Consider the following 1331-nt stretch of genomic DNA (forward strand, 5'->3'; position numbering starts at 1 on the left):
GTGGTTGCTGTTTGTTGTTTGAGATTTGCATAGTGGACGCGAGCATCTTTGTGGCCAAGTTTTTTAGGGCACACGGTGGATGCCTTGGCATCAGGAGCCGATGAAGGACGTGGGAGGCTGCGTTAAGCCTCGGGGAGTCGCCAACCAGACGTTGATCCGGGGATGTCCGAATGGGGAAACCCAGCACCAGTCATGTGGTGTTGCCTCCGCCTGAATGTATAGGGCGGTTGGTGGTAACGCGGGGAAGTGAAACATCTCAGTACCCGTAGGAAGAGAAAACAACAGTGATTCCGTGAGTAGTGGTGAGCGAAAGCGGATGAGGCTAAACCGGGCGTGTGTGATAGCCGGCAGGCGTTGCATGTCCGGGGTCGTGGGACCCTCTGGTGGTTTCTGCCGAGACCACAAGAAGTGATAAACCTTTGAGGTAGTCGAAAGCTCTGGGAAGGGCTGCCGTAGACCGTGAGAGCCGGGTAGGCGAAATCTTGAAGGCTTCTTGAGGGGATCCCAAGTAGCACGGGGCCCGAGAAATCCTGTGTGAATCTGCCAGGACCACCTGGTAAGCCTAAATACTCCCTGATGACCGATAGTGCACGAGTACCGTGAGGGAAAGGTGAAAAGTGCCCCGGTGAGGGGTCGTGAAATAGTACCTGAAACCGTGTGCCTACAAGCCGTAGGAGCGTACAAGGATTTCGGTCCTTGTGTGATGTGACTGCGTGCCTTTTGAAGAATGAGCCTGCGAGTTATGGTGTGTGGCGAGGTTAACCCGTGTGGGGTAGCCGTAGCGAAAGCGAGTCTGAATAGGGCGTTTGAGTCGCATGCTGTAGACCCGAAGCGGAGTGATCTACGCATGGGCAGGTTGAAGCTCAGGTAAGACTGGGTGGAGGACCGAACCCACCAGGGTTGAAAACCTGGGGGATGACCTGTGTGTAGGGGTGAAAGGCCAATCAAACTCCGTGATAGCTGGTTCTCCCCGAAATGCATTTAGGTGCAGCGTCACGTGTTTCTTACCGGAGGTAGAGCTACTGGATGGCCGATGGGCCCGACAAGGTTACTGACGTCAGCCAAACTCCGAATGCCGGTAAGTGAGAGCGTGGCAGTGAGACTGCGGGCGATAAGGTTCGTAGTCGAGAGGGAAACAGCCCAGATCACCGACTAAGGCCCCTAAGCGTGTGCTAAGTGGGAAAGGATGTGGAGTCGCAGAGACAACCAGGAGGTTGGCTTAGAAGCAGCCACCCTTGAAAGAGTGCGTAATAGCTCACTGGTCAAGTGATTCTGCGCCGACAATGTAGCGGGGCTCAAGCACACCGCCGAAGTCGTGGCATTCAGTCCTT

At 55.2% G+C, this 1331-nt stretch carries 1 rRNA gene (running past one end of the window); it reads left to right on the forward strand.

Annotated features, from left to right (window positions below):
• Positions 1–52 precede the first annotated feature (52 nt).
• A 23S ribosomal RNA gene (locus ACWCSU_RS52650) occupies positions 53–1331 on the forward strand (its annotated part continues 1616 nt past the right edge of the window); the annotation flags it as partial.

This window comes from Nonomuraea sp. NPDC001699 (assembly GCF_053596455.1).